The sequence below is a fragment of the Sphingomonas hengshuiensis genome (assembly GCF_000935025.1).
Taxonomy (GTDB): Bacteria; Pseudomonadota; Alphaproteobacteria; order Sphingomonadales; family Sphingomonadaceae; genus Sphingomonas; species Sphingomonas hengshuiensis.
In genome coordinates this window covers 3,366,230-3,383,675 of record NZ_CP010836.1, presented here as the reverse complement: position 1 = coordinate 3,383,675, position 17,446 = coordinate 3,366,230, and the positions used below count along the sequence as shown (strand labels likewise).

The window sequence follows — 17,446 nt, the reverse complement described above, 5'->3', positions numbered from 1 at the left end:
ACGAAAAGGGCCGGCATCTCCCCAGATGCCGGCCCTTCTGCTTTCCGCGCGATCAGTTGTTGGGCGCGCTGTTGTCGGTCCAGTTCTGCCAGTCGGCCGTGATGAACTTCTCGTCGATCAGCGTGCGCTGGTAGCAAAGGCCGTCGCGGAACCACTGCCACGTCCGTGCGCGGTGCGTGCGGGCATCGTTGTTCTGGATCATCTCGTACAGATAGATGCCGGGTTCGTTCTTGCGGACCCAATGGAGGCAGGTCGAACGATCGAAATCATCGGGCTTCATGTGGGCGGCCCAACCCTTGATCAGGTCGTTATCCCACCAGATCCGGCCATTTTCATACCATGCCGGAAAGTCGCGGACCTCGGTGCGGCCGTCTTCCCAGAAATAATGGTTGGTCTGGTGATAATGGTCGACGCCGTCCTTGGTGAACAGCCGGCAGATCAGGCGCGAGCGGTGCTCGTCGACCAGCTTGCCCGTTGTCGCATCATAATAGCGGTACCAGCCTTCCCATACGCCCTCGTTGCTCGCGAGGATCGGCATTGCCTCGCGGACGCCGGGTTTGTTCAGTTCGTCGATCATATCTTGCTCCCACGCTAGAAATCAGAGGGTGACCATCACCTTGCCCATCGACTGGCCGGACAGCAGCCACTCGACGGCGTCATGGATGGAATCGAGGCCGTCGAACGCGCGGTCGTCGCGCGTTACGGCGATGCGCCCGGCGGCGTGCAGCGCGAACAGCTTCGCGCGTGCGGCGGGCCAATATTCGGTCAGCAGGCCGTTCATGAAGCCGCGGACCGAGACGCCCTTGTAATAGATCGAATGCGCGATCCGGGGGGCGGTGACGATCTCCGGCTTGCCGTCGAGATCGGCGGCGGCGCCCGCCACCACCAGCCGCCCATGCGGCGCCATGTTGGCGAGGAAGGCGTCGAAGATCGGCCCACTGACGCTGTCGATCGCCACGTCCAATCCGCGCGGATATTCGGCGCGCAGCACGTCGCCCAGATCCTCGCGCCGGTAATCGACGACACGGTGGACGCCCAGCCCGCGCAGGAACGCGCCCTTGCGCTCGCCCCCCGCCACGCCGATCACGGTGCAGCCCCGCAGCAGCGCGAGCTGGACGAGCAGATGCCCGAGGCCGCCCGCCGCCGCCGAAATCGCCACGGTGTTGCCGTCGCGGACTTCGCCGATCTGCTCCAGCGCGAGCAGTGCGGATACCCCGGTCGATGCCAGCGCCAGCATCTCCGCTGTGGCGGCGGGGACCGCGATGAAATCGCTCGCCGCCCCCAGCGCGACGTCGCGATAGCCGCGCCCGAAGCGCGTGGTGGCGACCGGATCGCCCACCGCGAAATCGCTCACCCCCGCGCCGACTGCCTCGACCACGCCGAGCGCCTCGACGCCGGCGAAGCTGGGTAGTGGGATCGTGACATAGTCGACGGCGTTGCGCGCGATCTGGGTATCGAAGATGCCGTTGATCCCGCAGAAGCGGTTGCGCACCCGGATCTCGCCCGGCCCCGGTTCGGCCAGGGGAAGCGTGACGATCTCGGTGCCCGCCCGGAAACTTTGGGCAAAGCGCTGCAACTGGATCGCGCGATACGCTTCGGTCACTGCGGGAAGCCCAGCCCGCCGGGGTTGAGCAGCCCCGCCGGATCGACCGCCGCCTTGATCGCATCGAGCAGCGCCGTCGACGCGGCGTCGCGGCTTTCGCGATAGGCATAGGTCCGCCCGATCTGGAAATGCGCGCAGCCATAGCGCTCGGCGATCGCGCGCACCCCCTTGCGCGCGGCGGCGACGACCGCGAACGCCGCCGGGTTCGCCGCGAGCCGGGGCAGGCGGGCGAGGTGGTCGGGCTCGATCATCGATTGGTGGACCGGGCGATAGGCATCGGGCCAATAGAAGACCGGCTCGATGGTGATCGCGTTGGTCGACAGCGTGGTGAACAGATAGCCGTGATGGACGCCATGTTCGGCAAAGGCATCCGCCATATCGGCGAACAGCGCCTCGACATCGGCGAACATCGCTGGCGCGTTGGACAGCGAGACATGGCCATGGACCGAACCCCATGCCTCGCCCTTGGGTCCGAGGATCGAATTGGGCTCGGGAAAGGGCTGGGCGCGCATCACCTTGGCGATGGTGTTCTCGATCTCGACGCCGCTCTGCGCCGCAGCGATGGCGCGGATCGCGGCCATGTCGGCGGCGACGCCCTCCGCCGATCGCCCTTCGGCGATGACGTGGAGCGGATATTCCTCTTCCTCGATGAAGTTGCGCCCGCCCAGCGCGATCTTGGCGGCAGCGAAGAGCCCCTTGGCCACATTCTTCTGCTTGCCGATGACGGCGCCCAGCGTCTTCATGTCGCTCATCAGCGACATGCGCTGGAGCCGCACCTTGGTCAGGCCCGGATCGAAGGCGCAGGTTTCGGCGGCGAGCCCAGCGCGTGCGATCTCCGCCATCGCCGCCAGCAGGTCCGCGCCGGTCTTGAACGAGAAGGAGGCATGGCCTTCGTGCTGCGGCACGCGGATCAGCCGCAGCGTGACCTCCGCCTTGACGCCCAGCGTGCCGCCGTCGCCGCAGAACAGCCCGGAAAGATCGGGGCCGTAATGCCGGTAAAAGGGGGTGTCGCCATCGGGGCCGCGCGCGCCGGTGCGCAGGATGCGCCCGTCGCCCAGCACGACCGTCAGCGCGATCATGCTCTCGCTCGTCGTACCATAGCGCCCCGCGCCGAACATCGCGTTGAGTTGCGACAGTCCGCCGCCGATCGTCGAATACAGCCCCGAAATCGGCCCCCAGAACGGCGTGCGCAGCCCCTGCGCGGCCAGCGCCTGGTTCAGCGCGTGCCAGGTGCAGCCCGCCTCGACCGTCACGGTCATGTCCTCGGCGCTGATCCGCAGCACGCGGTTCATGCGGGTCATGTCGAGCGAGACGGTGCCGCTGGTGGCGGGGAGGTAACCGCCGGTATAGCTCATTCCCGCCCCGCGCGGCGCGATGGCGGCGCCGGCGGCATGGGCGGTGCGCACCACCGCTGCCAGTTCGTCCAGCGACGCGGGGGCGACGATCAGTGCCGCGACATGCGCACCGGCTTGCCAGATGTCTTCGCTGAACAGCCGCCGCTCGGCTTCGTCGTCGCGGACATGGCGCTCGCCGACGATCGCGGCCAGCGCGTTTTTGAGAGTGGAGGCTGCGGCGTCGGATGCCGTGAGATCGATGGAGGATTGCATTGCGCGCTTCCCGGATACGCCGCCTGGATGACGGTGTTCCGCGAATAATCGGGCCGGGGCGGTGCAGGCATGCCGGGCGTGCAGTGTATCCGCACAACGGATGAAAACCGTGCGATCACGGCAAAGCGCGGGGCGGCAATAGGGCGCGGAGCGTCACTGGCTCCGCGCTGCGATTATTTTGTGGGGGTTGCGGCCTCGATATAGGCGGCGACCAGCGCGGCGACGCGCGCGGGGGTTTCGGTCGGCGGGTAATGGCCGACATCGGGGAGCAGGATCGTCGAGACCTGGGTGCCGGTCAGATAGCCCTCCAGCGTCGCCGCCGCCTTGGGCGTCAGCAACGGGTCCGCCGCGCCCCAGATCAGCAGCACCGGGGCCTTCACCTCCGCCATCCGCTTATGCGCCTCCACGCCGTCGCCGATCTTGGCGACCAGCGCGACCGGGTTCTTTTCGGGGACGCGGCGGTTCATGTCGTAATAGGCGCGGCGGGTTTCCGCGCTGATCCGGCTGCCGTCGCCCGAAAAATACGAGAGATAGGCGTTCCAGAATTCCAGATTCTCGAACTTCGCCGCCTGCGAGTCCGCCAGCGCCTTCGCGAATGCCGGCGGATAGACGAGGTGGTCGGTGCGCACGGTATCCGATGGCGTGTTCGCGACGATCAGCCGTTCGACCAGATCGGGGCGCTTCGCCGCGAGGAACAGGCCCAGCGTGCCACCGCTGGAGACCCCGACAAAGCTGACCTTGGTCACGCCGAGTTGCGCCAGCAGCCCCTCGGCGATGTCGGTTGGCTGGACCGTGGCGGCTGCTTCGTCGCTGACTGCGCCCGACAGGCCGGCGGCGGGAAGGTCGTAGCGGATGATGCGATAGCGGCTCTTGAGCGCGGCGACGACGCCGTCCCATTGCTTGAGCGAGCTGCGCGATCCGTGGACCATCAGCAGGACGGGGCCCTTGCCCTCGTCCTTATAGTGAATCTCCAGCCCGCGGATCGTCGCATAGCGGCTCGCCTCGTCGCCATAGCGGGCGCGCAGTTCGGCGAGCGTCAGATAGGGTTTGGCCGCCTCTGCCGCCGCCGGGGTCGCCTCCTGTGCGGAGGCGGTCATGGGCAGCGCGAGGGTCGCCGCAGCAAAGAGCAGGGCGGCGCGCATCACTTCTTCAGCGTCGCCAGATAGGCGATCATGTCGGCACGCGCTTTCGGGTTGGGCATTCCGGGGAAGGACATCTTGGTGCCCGGCACCACTGCCGAAGGGCGCTTGAGCCAGGCGTCCATCGTTGCCGGGGTCCAGTTCAACTGCGCCTTTGCCATCGCTTCGGAATATTTATAGCCGGGGTGGAAACCGGCCTTGGCCCCCATCACCCCGGCAAGGTTCGGCCCGACGCCATTGGCGCCGCCGCGCTCGACGGTGTGGCAGGCGCGGCACTGCATGAACAGCCGCGCCCCGATTGCGGCATCGCCGCGCACCGGCGCCGCGGCCTGGAGCGGCGGGGACGCCGTCGCCGCCACGGGCGCGGGCCGGCCCATGATGCTGGCCGCCAGCATCACGACCGACAGGCCCATGATCGTCAGGAAAGAACGCGGAGTCATCGAACAATCCTCTTCACTTCAGTCCCCGGCAAGCTTCGGTCCTGGCGGATGTCCGCTTTCTGAACGGGTCGCGATTTACAGCGCGGGTGGTACAGGCGGCAATCCGGCCCTTTAACGGTCGCGCCGCGAGTGTCCGCCAGTCGATCATATGGCGCGGCGCAATCGACTTGGCGGGCGGGGGATCGATGATGGACGCTGATACGAAAGGAACCTTCCGGTGAAACTGACTCGTCGCGCGTTCGGAGTGGGGGCCGCCGCCCTGGGGATGACAATGGCGGCGGGCGCGCGCGGCCAGACGGCGAAGGCGCGCGGTTATGACGTGATCGTGCTGGGCGCCGGGGTGTCGGGGCTCAACGCCGCCTGGCTGCTGGAGCGCGAGGGGCTGAAAGTGCTGGTGCTGGAGGCGCGCCAGCGCGTCGGCGGGCGCGTGTTCACACTGATGGACCAGCCGGGCTATCCCGAAATGGGCTTCAATTCGATGGGCGAGGGCTATGGCCGCGGCATCGACGCGGCCAAGCGCGCGGGCGTCGAACTGGAGAATATCGCCCCCCGCTTCTATGGCGGGCCGCCGCAGGAGCTGTACCTCGACGGCAAGCGCATCACCCGCGAGGCATGGGCGACGTCGCCGCTCAATCCCTTCCCGGAGGCGCTCAAGGGATCGATGCCGTGGGAAGTCGTCAGCAAGATGGTGTCGCAGCACACCCGGCTGCCCGATTTCAACCTGTGGAACGATCCGTCGAACGCGGCGCTCGACATCTCGCTATACAGCTTCCTCCAGGCCCAGGGCCTGAACGACGCCGCGATCCAGCTCGCCGCCAGCATTTCGCCCTATTACGGCACCTCGGCCTATGACGTGTCGGCGCTGATGCTCGAATTCAACGACGGCTTTATCAAGGGCCAGATCCAGGCCGGCCCGCGCTCGCTGGCAGTGAAGGGGGGCAATATCCAGTTGCCCAATGGCATGGCGAAGCTGCTGAAGGGCGACATCCTGCTCGGCAAGGAAGTCGTCGCGATCGACAATCTGGCGGGCAAGGTCGATGTGCGGTGCGCAGACGGCGCGGTCTATTCGGCGCCGCATGTGCTGTGCTCGCTGCCCTTCTCGACGCTGCGCAATGTGGCGATCCGGCCGGGGCTCAGCGGGCCGCAGGCGATGGCGGTGGCCGAGCTGAAATACCAGCCGATCTCGATCGCCTTCCTGACCGTGACCGAACCCTTTTGGGAGTCCGATGGCGTGTCGCCGGCGATGTGGACCGACGACATGCTGGGCAATGTGATGCCGCAGCGCTTCGGCGCCGATCCGAAGCAGGTCACCGGGCTGATGGTGCAGGGGCGCGGGCATCTGGCGCAATATTGGGACCGGCTCGGCAAGGACGAGGCGCTGGCGTTCGTCGTCAACCGGCTGGAGACGTTGCGCCCGGCGGCGAAGGGCAAGGTCAAGGGGGCCTATATGCATAGCTGGACCGCGGAGCGCTTCAACATGGGCGACATTTCCTATTTCAGCCCCGGCCAGATCGCGGCGTTCGGATCGACGCTGAGCGCGCCAGCCGGGCGGCTGCACTTTTGCGGCGAGCATACCGCGGTCGGCGCACGCGGGCTGGAGGGCGCGCTGGAATCGTCCGAACGCGCCGCGCTCGAAATCCTGTCGCTGTGATGCGGCGCTTGCTGATCGCGGGCGCATTGTTCGCCCTGCCACTGCCCGCGCTGGGGCAGTCGTTCGACACGACCACGCCGCCGCCCGCGCCGGACTATGCAGAGGCGGGCGCATGGGCTTCGCGTCCGGGCGCGCCGGGCGCTGCCGCCACGGTGCCGCAGGGTGCTACGCCAGCGGCGAAAGTGGCGAAGGTCGCCTTATTCTACGTTCACCCGACAACGTTCCGCCACGCGGTCCAGTGGAACCAGGATCTTGCCGACGCGGCCACCAACGCATGGACCGACGCGAGCGTGATTGCGCGGCAGGCGTCGATCTTCAACGGATGCTGCGCGATCTATGCGCCGCGCTATCGCCAGGCAGTGGCGCGTGCGGTGGGGATGCTGGACGGCGAGGGGGGCAAGGCGTTCGCGCTGGCCTATACCGACGTTGAGCGGGCGTTCGACGCCTTCCTGAAGGCGATCGGCGACCGGCCCTTTATCCTTGCCGGGCATAGCCAGGGCGGGTCGCATCTCGCCACGCTGCTGGCAAAGCGGATCGACGGCACGCCGCTCGCGAAGCGCATGGTGGCCGCCTATGTGCTCGGCTACAACCTGTCCGAGGGTGATTTCGGCACGACCTATCGCACGATCAAGCCGTGCGACCGTGGTACCCAGACCGGGTGCGTGGTCGGTTGGAACAGCGTCACCGGCGACGCCGACCGTGCGATGCTGGGCGGGCTGATGCAGCAGCGCTTCGTCAAGCTGCACGGCGAAGGCCCCGGCAAGGCGGTGTTCTGCGTCAATCCGCTGACGTTCGACCGCAGCAAGCCCGCAGCGGCGAAGTCGGCGAGCCTGGGCGCTGTGCCGGGCGATCCGGGGGCGGGGCCGGTCGCGGCGCCGGTTGCGGGCAAGGTGGCTGCCGAATGCCGCGACGGTTTCCTCGTGGTCGATGCCGACCCCGCGCTCGACCTCAAGCCGCTGCCCGGCGGGAGCCTGCATTTTCACGACATGGGGCTGTTCTACGCCGACATCCGCGCCAACGCATCGGCGCGCGCGGCGGCCTATCTTCGGGAGCACCGCAAATGACCTCCAGGGACCTTCTCGTCACGCTGGCGGCGATGCTTGCCGCAGGACCCGCGCTCGCCCAATCGGGCGCCGATCTGGCCGCGACGATCGACATCAGCGCGCCCGGCGCGCCCGTCGCCCCGGATTCGATCCGGGCGGCATCGATTGCCTTTCCCGGCGGCATCGTCGCGCATCCGGGCATCCCCTATGCGACGCCGATCGGGTATCGCCCGCTCACGCTGGACGTCTATGCGCCGCAGGTGCCGGGCGCGGCGAAGCGCCCGCTGCTGATCTATGTCCATGGCGGCGCGTGGCTGCTGGGCAATCCGCGTGACGCGGCGGCGTATAAGGACTGGCCGGCGACGCTCGCGAAGATGGCGGTCCGCGGCTATGTCGTCGCGTCGATCAGCTATCGCCTGTCGCGCGAAGCCCCATTTCCGTCGCAGATTCAGGATGTTAAGGCCGCTATCCGGTTCCTGCGCGCCAATGCCGACGCCTATGGCATCGATCCCGAGCGCATCGGCATCTGGGGCGATTCGGCGGGTGGGCATCTCGTCGGGCTCGCAGGGACGACGTGCGGCGTGAAGGCGTTCGAGCCGGTGGCGGAGGCGCCGCGTCGCGGCCCGGCGCCGGCCCCCTCGGCACCGCCGCCCTCGGACTGTGTCCAGGCGGTGGTCGGCTGGTATGGCATCTATGATTTTCTGGACGAAGGCCCGGTGAAGCGTCCGCCGCCGCCGCCGGAGGACGCGACGCGGCTGTTCCTGGGCTGCACCGTCGCGCAATGCACCGACGACCAGAAGCGCGCGGTTTCGCCCGTGACCTATGTCGACGCGGGTGACGCGCCGATGCTGCTGATCCATGGCAGCGCCGACATGGCGGTGCCGCCGAAGCAGAGCGAGACGATGGCGGCGGCGCTCAAGGCGGCCGGGGTGCCGGCGGAACTGCGGATCATCGAAGGCGCCAACCATGGCTGGTACGCCAAGACCCCCGAGGCGATCCGCGCCGCCAGCCGCGAGGCGTTGGCGCTGACGGTGGATTATTTCGACAAGGTTTTGAAGCCAGGGCGCTGAGCTCTGGTTTTCAGGTTCTTAAATTTCTATTTCACACAAAGCCACAAAGCCACAAAGCCACAAAGCCACAAAGCCACAAAGCCACAAAGTCACGAAGCAAGAAGAATGCATATTCTTCGTGCCTTTGTGGCTTTGAGTGAGAATCACCCTGTGCTGCGCCCGGTTCTACCAGTTCCTTACAGAACCGCGCAGACCGTCTTCCACTCGAGATAATTGTCCATCGCCGCGATGCCGCTGTCGCGCCCGAAGCCGGATTGCTTGACCCCGCCGATCGGCAGGCTGGCGTCGTACATCGAGTGGCAGTTGATCCACACCGATCCCGCCTGGATCGCGCGCGACAGGCGGTGCGCGTGGCTCAGCGATTCGGTCCAGATGCTCGCGGCGAGGCCATAGACGCTGTCGTTCGCCGATGCGACGACGGCGTCGATGTCGTCATAGCGCTGGACGACCAGCACCGGGCCGAACACTTCGTCGCGCACGATCGTCATGTCGGGGTCGACATCGGCGACGATCGTCGGGCGGATATAGGTGCCGGCATCGCCGAGCCGCTGCCCTCCGGCGACGATCGACGCGCCCTGCTGCTGCGCGTCCGACACGAACGACGCGACGCGCTCGGCCTGCCGCGCCGAGACCAGCGGGCCCATATGCGTCGCCGGGTTCAGCCCGTGGCCAAGCTGGATCGCGCCCGCCTGTGCGGCCAGCCCTTCGAGCACGCGGTCATAGATCGACGCATGGACATAGGCGCGCGAACCGGCGACGCAGACCTGGCCCGCGTTGAAGAAGATCGCATTGGCGACACCGGGAATCGCGAGGTCGAGATCGGCATCGGGGAGCACGATCACCGGCGACTTGCCGCCGAGTTCGAGCGTCACGCGCTTCAGATTGCCCTTCGACGCGTCGAGGATCGCGCGGCCGGTGGCGGTCGATCCGGTGAAGGCGACCTTGTCGACGTCCGGATGCGCCGCGAGCACCGCGCCGCAGCGCGCGCCGCGCCCGGTGACGACGTTGAGCACGCCCGCGGGCAGCCCGGCTTCCTCGATCAGCTCGGCCATGCGCAGCGCGGTGACCGACGTGTCCTCCGCCGGTTTCAGGACGATGGTGCACCCCGCCGCCAGTGCGGGGGCCAGCTTCATTGCGGTCAGCACGATCGGCGAGTTCCACGGTACGATCGCGGCGACGACGCCGACGGGCTCGCGCAGCGTCCATGCCGCCATCTGCTTGCCCGCAGGCTGATAGTTGATCGACGGCGTGATCGTGCGCCCCTCGATCGCCATCGCCTGCCCCGCGAAGAAGCGGAACTGCGCGATCGCGCCGGGGATCTCGGCCCAGCGGCCGACATAGAGCGGCTTGCCCTGGTCGAGCGTCTCCAGCTCGGCCAGCTCGTCGATATTGCGTTCGAGGATGTCGGCGATCCGCAGCAGGGTCGCGGCGCGTTCGGCGGGCAGCGTCGCCGCCCAGCCGGGGAACGCCGCGCGTGCCGCCGCGACGGCGTCGTCCACATCCTGTTCGCTCGCATCGGGAAAGCGCGCGATGACGCGGCCCGTGGCGGGATCGATCGATTCCATCGTCTCGGCGCCGTCCCGCCATGCGCCACCGATCAGCATCCGCAGCGACGCGGGCGAATCGAACGCCGCCTTTGCGCGGGCGGATTGCGGGGCGACGGGCTCAAGGATGGTCAGGGTCATTACGGCTCCTCCCGGCCCGGACGCGGGACCCGGTTTCGGTTCTTCTAGCGCTGCAACCATCACGCTCAACACCGCAGATCCGCCATCGCTCGGCGGGTGCTGACCGTGCAGCGGATAAACTGCGCACGGCATGCGGAACCGCACCCGCTGTCTTCTACCGTCCTGCAAATAAGACGGAGGGCATGCCTGTATATGCGAAATCAAGCTATCCTATTGCCGAAGCTCGGCAATTTGATCCTGAAGATGCGCGCGCCCGCCGTGCGCGGCACCATGACGGCCCCGGCCCGGATGGTCGCTGCGCGCCAGGGCGGCCGCGCTTGAGCGGTACCGAGGGACAGGTAATGCAGGCCGAAGAATGTGACGTCCTGATCGTTGGCGGCGGGCCCGCCGGCATGGTGCTGGCCTATGCGCTGGCGCGCGAGGGTGTCGAAGTGCGGGTATTGGAGCGCGAGGCCGAGTGCCTGGCCGATATGCGCGCATCGACGATGCACCCCCCGACGCTGGACATGATGGCGGAGCTGGGGCTTCTCGACGAGTTGGAAACGCGTGGGCTGCGCGCCGCGGTGTTCCAATATTACAATCTCCAGAATGGCGAACGCTATGCGCTCGACATGAGCGAGCTGGCGGACGAGGTCGCGCACCCGTATCGATTGCAGTGCGAGCAGTTCAAGCTCACGCGCCTCATCGAGGGCCGGTTGAAGGCGCTGCCCAATGCGCGGGTCGATTTCAGCACGCGCGCGCTGAGCTTCGCTGAGGATGCCGAGGGCGTGACGCTCCATGCCGAAACCCCGATGACGATCCACGCCTATCGCGCGCGCTATGTCATCGGTGCCGATGGCGCGAGTTCGACGATCCGCAAATGGCTCGGCGTCGAGTTCGACGGCTTCACCTATCCCGAATCGTTCCTGACGCTGTCGACGGATTACCCGATCGAGACGCATCTGCCCTGGACGTCGGGGGTCAATTACGTCGCCAATCCGCCGAAATGGTCGGTGCTGCTCCAGGTGCCGGGACTCTGGCGCGTGCTGGTGCCGGTGGCCGAGACGATGCCGGTGGCCGAGATCACCGGCGATGCGTTCAAGGACCGGGTGTTCGCCGACCTGCTGGGAAGCGCGGTACCGATCGAGACGCACCACCGCACCGTCTATCGCGTCCACCAGCGCGTGGCGAAGGAGTTTCGGCGCGGGCGCATGATCCTGATCGGCGATGCGGCGCACCTGAACAATCCGCTGGGCGGGTTCGGCATGAATTCGGGCATCCACGATGCGTGGAACCTGAAGGACAAGCTGTTGCGCATCCTGCAGGACGGGGCCGCGCCCGATCCGCTGCTCGATCGCTATGCCCGGCAGCGCCGGGCGATCGCATCGAGCTTCGTCCAGTCGCAGACGATCGCCAACAAACAGGCGCTCGAGAACCAGGGTGCCGTGGAATATCGCGAGCGGCACATGGCGAAGCTGACGAGCGATGCGGTCGCGCGGCGGGCGTATCTGCTCGAACAGAGCATGGTGACGTGCATGCGCAACGAGACGGCGATCGAGTGAGATTGCGACACCCCGGCTAAGTCCCCGGGGCATCGCATATGACAACACATTGTCATCCTGACGAAAGTCAGGATCCATTCGGTGCTCGGTATGGGCTTTTGGGTCGAGCGGAGCGACTGAATGGATCCCAGCCGTCGCTGGGATGACCGCATTTCATGTTTGCCCGCCGCAATATGCGATTGCCTTGGCCGCAATCCAGTGTTCTCCCGCCACAAGGGTGATCCCGTGCCGCCCGCCTATCGCGCGCCGGCACGGGATCGTCGCGATCACACCGCCACCGTCCCGCAATCATAGGCGAACAGGCCGAGCGTCTCTTCGTTGCGGAGCTTCTTCATTCCGAACAGTTCGGCGTCGTCGCCCTGGAGGCGATCGGCATTCTGGTTCGATTCGCTCTGGATCATCGTGGTGCGATCGATCCGCGCGGCCTCATAGCGCCCCAGCGCCTCCGCCACGCTCGCCGAAGCGGCCAGCGCGCGGGCGAGCACCACGCCATCCTCGATCGCGCTCGACGCGCCCTGGCCGAGGAATGGCGTCATCGCATGGGCGGCGTCGCCCAGCAGCGTGATGCGCCCGCCGATCGACCAGCTCGACAGCGGGGCGCGGGCGTTGATCGCCCATTTGAACAACTGGGTCTCGTCGGCATGGGCGATCATCGTCTGCACCGGATCGCACCAGCCCGCGAACAACGCCTGAAGCTCGGCGCGGGTGGCGGGGATCGTCCAGCCTTCCTCGGTCCAGCCCGCCTCGCGGCTGAAAAACACGAGGTTGAGCAGCGATCCGCCGCGCAACGGGTAGAAGACGGCGATCTTGCCCGGCCCGATGAAATTGCCCGGCATCTCGACAAAGGGGCGGAGTTCGTCGTCGACGGGGACGACCGCGCGCACCGCGACATGCCCCGTGAAATGCGGGGCGGCAGTGTCGAGCGGGCGGCGGACCGCCGATTTGACGCCGTCCGCACCGATCAGCAGATCGCCCGAGAAGCGCGTGCCCGCAGCCGTGACCAGCTCCGCGCGATCGTCCAGCGCCGCTACCTCGGTCACCGGCGCGCCCATATGGATGCGCCCGCCCGCCTGCGTCACGGCGTCGACCAGGATCGCGTGGAGATCGGCGCGGTGGGTGTAGTAATAGGGTGCGCCATATTCCTCGCGCATGCGGTTGCCGCGCTCGAGCGTCATCAGCGTGCGGCCGTCCTGCCAATGGCGCACGGCCTGGCGCACGGGCTCCATCGACTGGGCGCCGATCGCGTCCGCGACGCCCAGATGCGCGAAGCCGCGCATTGCATTGGGGGCGAGCGTCACGCCCGCGCCGACATTGGCAAAGGCGGGTGCCGCCTCGAACACATCGACGTCGAAGCCGTGCTGGCGCATCGCGAGCGCGGTGGTGAGCCCGCCGATGCCGCCGCCGACGATGAGGATGGAACCGCTTCGCATGTGTCGCTCCTGTGCCCGCCGGATGGCGCGGGGAGATGGTTGGGGGTCAGAGCCCGAGATTGCCGGGCGCGATCCGCCGCTGGGGATCGAGCCGGGTCTTGATTGCCTCGATCAGGCCGCGCACCGGCGGCTCGACGCGGTCGAGATAGGGATAGGCCTTGCCGATCTGGAACTGGCCGGCGCCATGTTCGGCATAGAGCGCGATCAGCCCGGCCTTGAAGCCATGGACGAAGGCGTTGACCTCGGCGCTATCGGGATAGGTGGGCAGCGCGGCGAGATAGTCGGCGGGCACTGCTGCGCGGTGATAGTCGGTGATCGCGCCGGGCCAGTAGAGTGCGATCTCATACAGGAACCCGCTGGTGCCGACCGCGGAGAACATGCCCCCGGTCCACACCCCCAGCCGCTCCATCTCGGGCTTTTGCGCGGCGTAGAACGATTCCAGCGCGGCATGGAAGCCGGGGACGGCGCGGTGGGGCAGGATGCCGTGGACCGGCACCCAGCGCTCGCCCGCCGGGCCAAGCGTGTTGAACAGTGGCGCGAAGGGCATCCCGCGCACCACCGACGCCACCGTCGGCGCGATCTCGCTGCCCAGCCCCGCGACGAGCTGGCGCAGGCGGTGGAGGCGGGCATTGACTTCGCGCTTGTCGAACCCCTCGACGATGTAATGCGTCATATAGGCCGAAGCGCGGATCTGGCGCCGGGCGAGCAGGCCCGCGGCGATCACCTGACGGACGCCCGCCATCGTGGAGGGCGAGGTGCGCAGGATCGACAGCGCCATCGAAAGCGTCGCGCCCGCGCGCTCCTGCCGCGCGATCTGGCCCTGTGACAGCGCGGCGTCGAGCGCGAAATGCGTGTCCTCGACTCGCTCCAGTGCGATCCGCCGCATGCTTTCGTGCGTCGCGGCGAAATCGGGGAAGGCGAAGGAGATAACGCCGTGCGTCGGGCGCTGGCGCAGGATCGGCAGCGTGATCCGCGCCTTGATCCCGAATGCGCCGCAATCGCCGGTGAACAGCCCGGTGAGGTCGGGACCGAAATGCCGCGCGAAGGGCAGCCCGCCCAGCGCGCCCGCGCCGGTGCGCAGCAGGGCGCCGTCCGCCGTGACGATGTCGAGCGCCAGCACCGATTCGGCGGAGATGCCGTACATCCCCGATCCATGGCTGATCGAATTCTGCGACATCGATCCGCCGATCGTCGCCACCAGCCCCGAAAAGGGCCCGCGAAACGGCGTGCGGAAACCCTTTGCCGCCAGCGCGTCGGACAGCGCCGCCCAGGTCATGCCCGCCTCGACCGTGACGAAGCCGCCATGGGTGTCGATCTCCACGATGCGGTTCAGCCGCCCGAGATCGACCAGCACATAGCCCGCATCGCGCGACTGATAGCCATCGGTATAGGATGCGCCGCCGCCGCGGAGCTGGACGCTGTGCCCCGCCGCCGCGCACGCGCGCACGACGGCCTGCAACGCCTCGACGCTGTCGGGGCGGACCATTGCGACCGGTGCGCCGAGCAGCGCGTACACATCGGTCGCGAAGGGGAGCGCCGCGTCGCCGGTCAGGACATGGTCGTCGCCGACCGCCCCGCGCAGCGTGTCGAGCAACGGCACGGCGCTCACGAAACCGCGATCTCGTCGATAACCGCCTTATATCCGTCGGCGGTTTCCTGCGCGATCGACTCGTCGGCCTGTTTGCGCATCAGGTAGAATAGCCGCTCCAGCAGCGCCTGCCGGCGGCTCTCGCGCGCTTCCAGCGCGGGCTGGTCGAGCTTGAGCGCCGCCATTTCGGTGGCGATATCGATGCCCCGCGCGGCGAAGGCGCGTTCCATCAGGTCGACGCGGTCGCCCAGCACCGACATTTCGCTGGTGAGCACGAGGATCATCGACATCATCTGGTCGAGCGCGGGCTCGTCGAAAAAGCCGGGGCGCTTGCCCTTGGCGCTGCGCTGCATCTTTTGCTGGCCGGACATGCTCGCTCTCAACCCTTCTGCTTCTGCGCGATCAGCACTTCCCAGCCGCCGCCGGGGGCGAACTCGCCTGCGGTGAACTCGCGGTCGGCGACTGCGCCGGCCGCATCCTGGCTATAGCCATCGGCGGCGGCGGCGAACTCCATCACCGCCATCGGCGCGGTGTCGAACCGGATCGCGTCGCGATCGAACCCGGCCTTCACTGCCAGCTCGACCTGATCCCGTTCGCGCATCGCGCCCCAGAAAGGCTCGTTGTTGTAATAGGTTTCGTTGTCCAGGATGAACTGGGTGAACGGGTCCATCAGGTCGAAGGGCGGCAGATCGGCGTGGATCATGTATCCGCCGGGCGCGAGCAGCCGGTGACACTCCGCGAACACCCTTGGCATCGCCTTGCCCGAGGTTTCGTGGAGCAGGATGTGGCTGACGACCAGATCGAAATGCCCGTCGGGGAAGCTGGTCGCCTCTGCATTCATCTGCGCGAAATTGACGTCGAAGCCGAGCGCGCCCGCGCGGGCATGGGCATAGCGCACCTGCGGCGCGGCGACGTCGACGCCCCACACCTCCGCCTCGGGGAACAGCTCCTTATAGGGCAGCGTCGAATGGCCGACGGTGCAGCCCAGGTCGAGGATGCGCTTCGGCGTGAAGCCGTCCAGCCGCCGCTTGATATAATTGCAGACCGACCGGCCCAGATCGTCGTTATTGGGGCCGGTATAGCCCATCGAATAGAGATAGACGCCGCGATCATAGAGCACGCCCAGCCCGACATCGCTGGTGCGTCCGTCGCCGGCATAGCCGCCGGGCATGCAATGAATGTCGAGCGCGGCGACATAGCGGGGCACGTCGAACGTCTCGGGGATCAGCAACTGCCCCTTGTTGCGCCCCGACTGCGCCTCCGCCTCGGCGCGGAGGCGGTCGAGATCATGGTCGATGCTGTCGATCACGCTTTCCCACAGCAGTTCCTGGCTGATCCGGTTCACCGCGGCATAGCTCTGGAAATACAGATCGGGGACCATCGCCTTGCGGATGTCGTGGCGGTCGGCGGGCGGGCGGCCCTGTTCGCGTTCGAAGCGGCGGGCGGCGCGCGCCTGGTACACCGGGCCAAGGCCGGGGAGGATGCCCTGCTGGATGAACTGCTTCAGGCTCTTGGCGAATTCCTGCCGCGCGCCCTCGTCCACCGAATTGGTCGGCAGCATCGCGTGCCACGATTGCTGAAAGGTGTTGAGCATGATGAACCTCCGGGATGCGCCTTCGCGGCCATCGAGACCATGTCGCGCCACATTCGACAATCCCGCTTCTTTAAGGCGGTGCCGATCGGCTGCGTCGGTCGCGGGGCGGAATGTTCGCCCTGCGATCATTTGCGGCTTCGCGGCGCGGGGCGGACTGGCTTTCGAACAGGGTGGCAGTGCCCCGTGGGAGAAAGAGCCATGACCGTGCGCCGCCATTTCCTCGATCTGGACACCCGCCAGATCCATTATCGCGAGCGGGAGGGGGCGGATTCAGGCGCGCCGCCGCTGGTGGTGCTGCACCATCTGCCCGGATCGGCAGCGCAGATGGTGCCGCTGATCCGCGCGATAGCCGGGCGCCGGGTGATCGCGCCCGATATGGCGGGGCTGGGCGACAGCGATCCGCACCCCGCCGCCGCGCCGACCATCGACGATTTCGCAGCCGACGTGGCGCAGGGGATCGCTCGGCTGACCGACGGGCCGGTCGACCTGTACGGATCCCATACCGGCGCGTGCGTCGCGGTCGCGCTGGCGGCACTGGCGCCGGGGCTGGTGCGGCGCGTGGTGCTGGACGGCGTGCCGCTATGGGATGCCGTCGAGCGTGCCGCGATGATGGCGCGCTATGCCCCGGTGATCGAGCCCGATCACAACGGATCGCATTTGTTATGGGCGCATAATTTCTGCCGCGATCAGATATTGTTCTGGCCCTGGTACGACAAATCGGCGGGGGCGCTCCGCGGTGCCGGGCTGCCGCCGCCGCGCGACCTGCATCGCTGGGTGGTCGAAGTCATCAAGGCGATCGAGACCTTTCGGCTGGGGTATCAGGCGGTGTTCGACTTCGACATGGCGGCGCGGTTGCCCGAGCTTGGCCAGCCGACTTTGTGTGTCGCCGCGAAGGTCGATCCGCTGGGCGACGCCACTGCGCGTGCCGCCGCGCTGCTCCCCGATGCGCAGGTCCATCGCATCGACGCGGGCGTCAGCATGCCGCCGCCCGAGGCCGTTGCGGCGGCGGTGACGGCATTCCTCGACCGCTGACCCGCGCCGATCAAATCTATCCG

The 17,446-nt window shown here is 67.5% G+C and carries 15 protein-coding genes; 5 read left to right on the top strand and 10 right to left on the bottom strand.

Annotated elements, in window-relative coordinates:
• Positions 1-52: 52 nt before the first annotated feature.
• The 5 genes from TS85_RS15025 to TS85_RS15005 form a co-directional block, all read right to left on the bottom strand.
• On the bottom strand, positions 53-577 hold the full coding sequence (locus tag TS85_RS15025) for a hypothetical protein (protein ID WP_044333281.1): 525 nt from the start codon (positions 575-577) through the stop codon (positions 53-55).
• 21 nt (positions 578-598) lie between these two features.
• Positions 599-1,603, bottom strand: a complete 1,005-nt coding sequence (locus tag TS85_RS15020; RefSeq protein ID WP_044333279.1) for a zinc-binding dehydrogenase — start codon at positions 1,601-1,603, stop codon at positions 599-601.
• Positions 1,600-3,210, bottom strand: coding sequence for an FAD-binding oxidoreductase (locus TS85_RS15015; protein ID WP_044333277.1), 1,611 nt, complete (start codon positions 3,208-3,210; stop codon positions 1,600-1,602). Before TS85_RS15015 ends, TS85_RS15020 begins: the two co-directional genes overlap by 4 nt.
• A gap of 173 nt (positions 3,211-3,383) precedes the next feature.
• On the bottom strand, positions 3,384-4,307 hold the full coding sequence (locus TS85_RS15010; RefSeq protein ID WP_227698508.1) for an alpha/beta fold hydrolase: 924 nt from the start codon (positions 4,305-4,307) through the stop codon (positions 3,384-3,386).
• 44 nt (positions 4,308-4,351) lie between these two features.
• The gene (locus tag TS85_RS15005) at positions 4,352-4,789 is read right to left on the bottom strand and encodes a c-type cytochrome (RefSeq protein ID WP_227698507.1); all 438 of its coding nucleotides are present in this window, start codon (positions 4,787-4,789) and stop codon (positions 4,352-4,354) included.
• Positions 4,790-5,006: 217 nt separating this feature from the next.
• Between TS85_RS15005 and TS85_RS15000 the strand changes: the two genes are divergently transcribed.
• The 3 genes from TS85_RS15000 to TS85_RS14990 are packed head-to-tail and all read left to right on the top strand — an operon-like array spanning position 5,007 to position 8,553.
• Positions 5,007-6,440, top strand: a complete 1,434-nt coding sequence (locus TS85_RS15000; protein WP_077228634.1) for a flavin monoamine oxidase family protein — start codon at positions 5,007-5,009, stop codon at positions 6,438-6,440.
• Complete coding sequence (locus TS85_RS14995; RefSeq protein ID WP_052507947.1) at positions 6,440-7,504, top strand: DUF3089 domain-containing protein; 1,065 nt, start codon at positions 6,440-6,442, stop codon at positions 7,502-7,504. The genes TS85_RS15000 and TS85_RS14995 overlap by 1 nt, the downstream gene beginning before the upstream one ends.
• Positions 7,501-8,553 (top strand): alpha/beta hydrolase, encoded by a 1,053-nt coding sequence (locus TS85_RS14990; RefSeq protein WP_044333273.1) that lies wholly within the window; start codon positions 7,501-7,503, stop codon positions 8,551-8,553. Before TS85_RS14995 ends, TS85_RS14990 begins: the two co-directional genes overlap by 4 nt.
• 176 nt (positions 8,554-8,729) lie before the next feature.
• Here the strand turns inward: TS85_RS14990 and TS85_RS14985 are convergent, their stop codons facing one another.
• Positions 8,730-10,238, bottom strand: a complete 1,509-nt coding sequence (locus TS85_RS14985; RefSeq protein ID WP_044333271.1) for an aldehyde dehydrogenase family protein — start codon at positions 10,236-10,238, stop codon at positions 8,730-8,732.
• Between the two features lie 341 nt (positions 10,239-10,579).
• Between TS85_RS14985 and TS85_RS14980 the strand changes: the two genes are divergently transcribed.
• Entirely contained in the window at positions 10,580-11,779 is a 1,200-nt protein-coding gene (locus TS85_RS14980) for an FAD-dependent oxidoreductase (protein ID WP_044333269.1), read from the top strand.
• Between the two features lie 266 nt (positions 11,780-12,045).
• Here TS85_RS14980 and TS85_RS14975 read toward each other — a convergent pair whose 3' ends face one another.
• From TS85_RS14975 to TS85_RS14960, 4 genes are read right to left on the bottom strand one after another with little or no spacing between them, the layout of a single operon-like run.
• Complete coding sequence (locus tag TS85_RS14975) at positions 12,046-13,209, bottom strand: FAD-dependent monooxygenase (protein ID WP_044333267.1); 1,164 nt, start codon at positions 13,207-13,209, stop codon at positions 12,046-12,048.
• Between the two features lie 46 nt (positions 13,210-13,255).
• The gene (locus tag TS85_RS14970) at positions 13,256-14,818 is read right to left on the bottom strand and encodes an FAD-binding oxidoreductase (RefSeq protein ID WP_044333265.1); all 1,563 of its coding nucleotides are present in this window, start codon (positions 14,816-14,818) and stop codon (positions 13,256-13,258) included.
• Positions 14,815-15,168, bottom strand: a complete 354-nt coding sequence (locus TS85_RS14965) for a hypothetical protein (RefSeq protein ID WP_044333263.1) — start codon at positions 15,166-15,168, stop codon at positions 14,815-14,817. Before TS85_RS14965 ends, TS85_RS14970 begins: the two co-directional genes overlap by 4 nt.
• A gap of 8 nt (positions 15,169-15,176) precedes the next feature.
• On the bottom strand, positions 15,177-16,391 hold the full coding sequence (locus TS85_RS14960) for a class I SAM-dependent methyltransferase (protein ID WP_044333262.1): 1,215 nt from the start codon (positions 16,389-16,391) through the stop codon (positions 15,177-15,179).
• Between the two features lie 198 nt (positions 16,392-16,589).
• Here TS85_RS14960 and TS85_RS14955 point away from each other — a divergent pair, with 198 nt between their 5' ends.
• Entirely contained in the window at positions 16,590-17,423 is an 834-nt protein-coding gene (locus TS85_RS14955) for an alpha/beta fold hydrolase (RefSeq protein WP_044333260.1), read from the top strand.
• Positions 17,424-17,446 lie beyond the last annotated feature (23 nt).